This window comes from Streptomyces xiaopingdaonensis, assembly GCF_000262345.1.
Taxonomy (GTDB): domain Bacteria; phylum Actinomycetota; class Actinomycetes; order Streptomycetales; family Streptomycetaceae; genus Streptomyces; species Streptomyces xiaopingdaonensis.
On record NZ_AJTQ01000153.1, the window covers coordinates 1 to 5,960 of the forward strand.

Below are 5,960 nucleotides of genomic sequence, written 5' to 3' on the forward strand. Positions count from 1 at the left end.
TTGTGTTCACAACCCTACACCACTCCGAGAGGTGGTCCCGACCAGACCCCACCGGCCGGGACCGGACGGTGTGCACCGCCCGGTCCCGCGGGAGATCAGTCGTTCTTCTGCGCCTCCTCGAGGGCGTCCTCCAACTCCTTCTGGGCCTTGCCGTACTCCTCCCAGTCACCCTTCTCGAGGGCTTCCTGACCGGACTCGTACGCGTCCTGCGCGTCCTTCAACGCCTTGTCGACGTTGCCCTTGGAGGGTTGGCCCTCGCCTTGGTCCTGGCCCTGGTCCTGGCCCTGGTCCTGGCCCTGACCCTGATCCTGGCCCTGGTCCTGGTCGTTGTCGCTCGACTCGCCTTCGGTGTCGAAGACCTTGTCGAGAGCGTCGCTGAGCGTGTTCTCGAACGCGATCTGCTCGCCGTACGTCACCAACACCTTCCGCATGCGCGGATAGTTGGTGCCGGCACCGCGGACGTACACCGGCTCGACGTAGAGCAGGCCGCCCTCCAACGGGACCGTCATCAGGTTTCCGTACTCGACCTCGGAGTCCCCTCGCTTGAGGAGGTTGATCGACTCCGCGATCTCAGGATCGGAGTTGAACTTGCTCTGCACCTGGGACGGTCCGGAGACCGTGGTGTTCGCCGGCAGTCTCAGGATTCTGATCTTGCCGTACTCCTTGCTTCTCGCGTCGGCTTCCGTCGCCATGAACGCGCCCAGGGTCTCGCGTTTGTTCGGGTTGAACGTCGTCGTCAGCGAGAAGCGCTGCTCGTCCTGGTCCGGCATCTTCATACTGAGGTAGTACGGAGGCACCGAATTGCCCTTGTGCGTCGGGTCGTCCGGGACCTGCCAGCGCTCACTTCCGCTGTAGAACTGCGACGGCGAGGTCACGTGGTAGGTCTGGAGCAGCTCACGCTGGACCTTGAAGAGGTCCTGCGGGTACCGCAGGTGGTCCATGAGGTCGTCGCTGATCTCGCTCTTCGGCTTGACCGTGTCGGGGAACGCCTTCATCCACGTCTTCAGGACGGGGTCCTTGGTGTCCCACGCGTACATCTCGACGTCGCCGGTGTACGCGTCGACCGTGGCCTTGACCGAGTTGCGGATGTAGTTGACCTGGTTCTGCTGCGCGACGACCGAACGCTGGCCGTCCGTGAGCGAGTCAGCGGTGGTGTCACCGAGCGTCGTACGCGACGAGTACGGGTAGCCGTTGGACGTGGTGTACGCGTCCACGATCCACTTGATGCGGCCGTTGACGACGGCCGGATACGGGTCGCCGTCGATCGTCGCCCAGGGCGCGACGGACTCCACGCGCTCCTGCGGGGTGCGGTTGTAGAGGATGCGCGAACCCTCGCCGATCGCCCCCGAGTAGAGGATCTGCGGCTCGCTGAACTTCACCGCGTAGGCAGCCCTGTTGAAGGTGTTCGAGAGGTTGACGCCGCTCTTGCCGGTGTACGTGTACGACTTCTCGCCCTCGTCGTCCGCGTAGTCGAGCTCCTTCTGCGGGCCGCCGACGATCGAGTACTGGTTCGTCTTCTCGCCGTAGTAGACGCGGCCCTCGTACTTGCCCATCTCGCCCTTGGGCGGAAGGTCCTTCTCGGTGAAGTCGGGAGCGCCGTCCTTGTCCACCTGGGTGCCCTTGGCCGCGACCATGCCGTAGCCGTGGGTGTACTTGAAGTGCTCGTTGATCCAGTTCTTCTCCGGGATGCCGTCCGTGTTGATCTCACGGAGGCCGACCACGGTGTCCCGTTCGTTGCCGTCGTCGTCCTTGTAGCGGTCGACGTCGAGCGTGGCGGGGAACTGGTAGTAACCACGCACCTGCTGCTTCTGCTGGTACGTCGGCGAGACGACGTTCGGGTCGAGGAGACGGATGCTCGCCGTGGTGTCGGCGGCCTGGCGCAGCTTCTCGTTCGACGCCTTGCTCGTACCCCGGTAGTCCGTCACCTGCGAGTCCGCGATGTCGTAGGCGTCGCGGGTCGCCTCGATGTTCTTCTTGATGTACGGAGTTTCCTTGGCCTGCTCGTTCGGCTGGACCTGGAACTTCTGCACGATCGCCGGGTAGAGGCCGCCGATCAGGATCGCCGAGAGGACCATCAGACCGAAGCCGATCACCGGAAGCTGCCAGGTGCGGCGCCACAGGGTGGCGAAGAAGAGCACGGCGCAGATGATCGCGATGATGAAGAGGATCGTCTTCGCCGGTAGATAGGCGTTGGCGTCGACGTACTTCAGGCCCGTCCAGTTGTCCGTCGCCTTGAACTCACCCGACTTGACGGCCAGGCCGTATCTGTCGAGCCAGTACGCGACCGCCTTGAGCGCGACGAACAGGCCGAGCAGCACCGAAAGATGGCCGGTCGCCTGTGCGGTGGCGCGGGCGCCGGGGGTCGTGATGCGCAGGCCGCCGTAGAGGTAGTGCACCAGCGCCGCGGCGATGAGCGAGAGGACGGCGGCGGCGAAGCCGAAGCTCAGCAGCGTGCGGTAGAAGGGCAGATCGAAGGCGTAGAACGAGATGTCCTTGCCGAACTGCGGGTCCTTCTCGCCGAACGCGACGCCGTTGATCCACATGAGGAAGGTGCGCCACTGGCCCGCCGCCGAGGCTCCCGCGATCAGGCCGACGAGCGCCGTGATCCCGAGGAGCACCCACTTCTTGTACGGCGCGAGCCCCATCCGGTAACGGTCGAGGTTCTGCTGCTCCAGCGACATCGCGCTGAGCGGTGGACGGAGCCGGTGCGCCAACCAGATGTTGAGGCCTACGGCGACCGCCATCAGCACGCCGAAGACGGCGAACATGCCGATCTTCGTCAGCAGACTCTTTGAGAAGACCGAGCTGTAGTCGACCGATCGGTACCAGAGCCAGTCGGTCCAGAAACCGGCAAACATGACGAAGAGCATGACCAGCACGGCGAGCACGCCCGCTGTCAGCAACAGCGTCCGCGCGCGCCGGGAGGGCCGGCCCACTCTGATCCGTGGTCCGGAAGGAGGGCCTCCTGAGCCCCGATCCGGCATCTGGAAAGCCAAGGTGCGCACCTCGAAGATTCGCAGTGGATGAACGTCGACTGGCGTCGACAACCGTCGACGAACTGGGCCCGCATCGTAAGGCCCACCTAGGCAACTTACTCAAGCTTTACTCAGTTCCCGTTTCCGGGGTCCGACGCGGCACCATATGCACATGAACAACGCCCCTCTTGACGGCACACCGCTCGCCGCCACGCCCCTGACCCGCGCCGTACTGGAGATCGACGAGTACGCGGCGGGCCTCGGCTGGGACCAACCGGCCCGCCTCTTCGCCCTCGTCGACACCGCCAGGCTCAGAGAGGACGAGCCGGAACTCGCCCAGCAGTTGGGCTTCGACGAGGCGGCCGAGGAGCCGAACGCCTCTCCGCTCACCCCCGTCGAGCAGGACGAACTGCCGCCCGACAACCCGCTCGACGAGTTCCTCGCCACCATCGCGTGGCCCGACTCGGTAGCGGGGTGCGCCCTCACCGTCGAGCGGCTGATGCTTCCGCCCTCCGCTGAATCCTCCGTCCCCGTCGACCTCGACGAGGAACAGCTCGCCGGCTGGGTCGCCGAGCATCCGGAGCGTCAGGAGGTGCGCCTCACCGTCGCGGTGCTCCGCAACGGCGAGCGCGACTCGGCGGTGCGGCTCCGCGAAAAGGACGCGTCCGCCGAGGTGCTCACGGGGGCCGACCTGGTGCCGGGACTCGCCGAGGCGCTCACGGCGACGTTCGAGGAGTGAGCCGGGCGGCCGGGGCGGCCGTGGCGCTCCGGCTCGTCCCCGCTTCACACGGACGGTTGACGGAGGAACGGCCTGCTGACGGTCAGCGCTCGCTGCACACCGGCAGGTCTGCCGTCTCCCCCGCGCGGATCTTCTTGAGCGACTCCATCGCCTGGTCCATGCTGCCCGTCTCGACGAGTGTGAGGCCGTCCGGCTTGGTCTTCGCCGCGGTGTGGCAGTTGCCCTTGGGCGTCAGGAAGAACTCGGCGCCCTCGTCGCGGGCGGCGATCGTCTTCATCTGGATGCCGCCGATCTCGCCGACCTTGCCGTCGTCGTCGATGGTTCCGGTTCCGGCGATGAAGCGGCCGCCCGTGAGGTCCTGCTCCGAGAGCTTGTCGACGAGGCCGAGGGCGAACATCAGACCCGCGCTGGGGCCCCCGACGTCGTGGAGCGTGATGTTGATCTTGAACGGGAAGGTGTGTGCGGTCCCCGGCTGGATGCCGACGATCGCCCGTCCGTCCTCCGGCTCCTCCTTCGTCCGCACCGTCACCTCGCGCTCGTCCGCCGGATCCGGCTCTTCGCCCGCCTTCTCGGCCCGCTTCGCCTCCTTCGCGGGGATGAGCGAGATGGTGACGGACTCCCCCGGCTTCCTGTCGCTCACCAGCTTCGCCACCTGCTGCGGTTTGCGGACGGCCGTGCCGTCGACGGCCCTGATGACATCGCCCGCGTGGAGCGTGCCGTGCGCGGGGCTGTCCTTCACGACGGAGCTGACGATCGTCCGCGCCGGGACGTCGTGGCCGAGTTCGCGGAGTGCGACCACCTTCGCGCTCTCCTGGGAGGTGTTGAACTCCTCCGCGTTCTCCTCGTTCACCTGCTGCGCCGACTTGTTGTCGGGGTAGACGGTGGAGTACGGGACGACGATCGTGTCCGAATCGAGCCATCCGCCGACGGCGCCGATGATGCTCATCCGGTACTCCGAGTTGGTCACCCGGACCGTCGTCATGTTGAGGTGACCCGTCGTCTTGTGGGCCATGCCCTTCGGCACCTGGAGAACCGTCTCGCCGTGGCCCTTGGTGAGGGTGTTGTACGTCGGTCCCGGCGACATCTTGGCGTAGGGCTCCCTGATGAGCATCGCCGCACACAGCAGCGCTATCAGCAGGAGAGTCGACGTCAGCAGGGTCGCGGTGCGGCGAGGCATGGCACGACAGTACGGTAAGCGACCGTCAGTCGGCGGTTCGGGCCCTGTTCTCGGCGGCCGAACAGGCGGTCACGGGCGAGCGATCCGCCTCCCGGGCGGCGTCCTCCGAGGAGGTGGCAGGACCGGCGCTCGACCGCTCCATCGCCGCGCGGAACCGCTCGTACCCCGCGACCCCCGCGGCGTCCGGAGCCTTGCCCCGGCGGCGGCCCATCCAACTGCTCCACGCCCCGGTGATGACAGCGGCTGCGACCGGGATCAACAACCACGCGAGAGCTGCCATCGAGACCTCCCGACTCTCGTAGCTGGCCACACCCGATGAACTGGTGTGATCGATCACAAGATTACCGCCGGGAGCCCGGAGCCGCCGCCTCGGGGGAAGTTGCGCACGCCCGTGCGTACCAGGGATGAGCTGCGTGTTCGTCGTTCGCGGCCGTGCCGCCGTCCTCCGCCCGTACCACGGCGCTCACTGCGCCCCGACCCACTCCTGCGAGCCGTCACCGAACTCCTGGTGCTTCCAGAGAGGCACCTGCTGCTTGAGCTCGTCGATGAGGCGGCGGCACGCCTCGAACGCCTCCGCGCGGTGCGGGCAGGAGACGGCGACGACGACGGCGAGGTCGCCGACCGAGAGCTCTCCCACCCGGTGCACAGCGGCGAGCGCGCGCACCGGATAGTCGGCGGCGACCTTCTCGGCGACCCTGCGCAGCTCGTCCTCCGCCGTCGGGTGCGCGGAGTAGGCGAGCGCGGCGACGTCGGACCCGCCGTCGTGGTTGCGGACCGTGCCGGCGAAGAGCGCTGTGCCGCCCGCCGCGCCGTCCTGCACCGCGGCGAAGACCTCGTCGACGGAGAGCGGCGCGGAGCGGACCTCCAGCAGCCGGATCGGCTCGGGGGCGGCCGCTTCACCAGGGTGTTCGTACATCTGCGCCATGGCGTTCATGCTGCCGTACGCGCGCGTGATTCGGAACTCCTCACAGACCGCGGCGTCTGCGGGCGCGACGGACCAGCGCGGCGGTGCCGAGGAGCGCGACCGTCGCGCCGGCTGCGCCGGCCGCCGTCGCCGCCTCCGTGCGTC

General features: G+C 67.4%; 5 protein-coding genes. 1 reads left to right on the top strand and 4 read right to left on the bottom strand.

Annotated features, from left to right (window positions below; translation table 11 throughout):
• Positions 1 to 95: 95 nt before the first annotated feature.
• The gene (locus UWG_RS0112375) at positions 96 to 2,984 is read right to left on the bottom strand and encodes a UPF0182 family membrane protein (RefSeq protein WP_237720065.1); all 2,889 of its coding nucleotides are present in this window, start codon (positions 2,982 to 2,984) and stop codon (positions 96 to 98) included.
• 163 nt (positions 2,985 to 3,147) lie between these two features.
• On the opposite strand from UWG_RS0112375, the gene UWG_RS0112380 reads away from it, so the two are divergent.
• Positions 3,148 to 3,714: a PPA1309 family protein gene (locus tag UWG_RS0112380; protein WP_026328177.1), complete on the top strand. Its 567-nt coding sequence runs from the start codon at positions 3,148 to 3,150 to the stop codon at positions 3,712 to 3,714.
• Between the two features lie 82 nt (positions 3,715 to 3,796).
• On the opposite strand, the gene UWG_RS0112385 is transcribed toward UWG_RS0112380, so the two are convergent.
• The 3 genes from UWG_RS0112385 to UWG_RS0112395 all read right to left on the bottom strand — a co-directional run bounded on the left by UWG_RS0112385 (position 3,797) and on the right by UWG_RS0112395 (position 5,816).
• Entirely contained in the window at positions 3,797 to 4,891 is a 1,095-nt protein-coding gene (locus UWG_RS0112385) for a YlbL family protein (protein ID WP_016907531.1), read from the bottom strand.
• Between the two features lie 25 nt (positions 4,892 to 4,916).
• Entirely contained in the window at positions 4,917 to 5,171 is a 255-nt protein-coding gene (locus tag UWG_RS0112390) for a hypothetical protein (protein ID WP_237720064.1), read from the bottom strand.
• Between the two features lie 183 nt (positions 5,172 to 5,354).
• A complete protein-coding gene (locus tag UWG_RS0112395) occupies positions 5,355 to 5,816 on the bottom strand; it encodes a molybdenum cofactor biosynthesis protein MoaE (RefSeq protein ID WP_029391381.1) in 462 nt (153 codons plus the stop codon).
• Between the last annotated feature and the right edge of the window lie 144 nt (positions 5,817 to 5,960).

Excerpts from the sequence above, each read along its gene's own strand:
- UWG_RS0112375 (WP_237720065.1), bottom strand. The coding sequence starts at position 2,984 with ATGCCGGATCGGGGCTCAGGAGGCCCTCCTTCCGGACCACGGATCAGA.
- UWG_RS0112380 (WP_026328177.1), top strand. The coding sequence starts at position 3,148 with ATGAACAACGCCCCTCTTGACGGCACACCGCTCGCCGCCACGCCCCTG.
- UWG_RS0112385 (WP_016907531.1), bottom strand. The coding sequence starts at position 4,891 with ATGCCTCGCCGCACCGCGACCCTGCTGACGTCGACTCTCCTGCTGATA.
- UWG_RS0112390 (WP_237720064.1), bottom strand. The coding sequence starts at position 5,171 with ATGGCAGCTCTCGCGTGGTTGTTGATCCCGGTCGCAGCCGCTGTCATC.
- UWG_RS0112395 (WP_029391381.1), bottom strand. The coding sequence starts at position 5,816 with ATGGCGCAGATGTACGAACACCCTGGTGAAGCGGCCGCCCCCGAGCCG.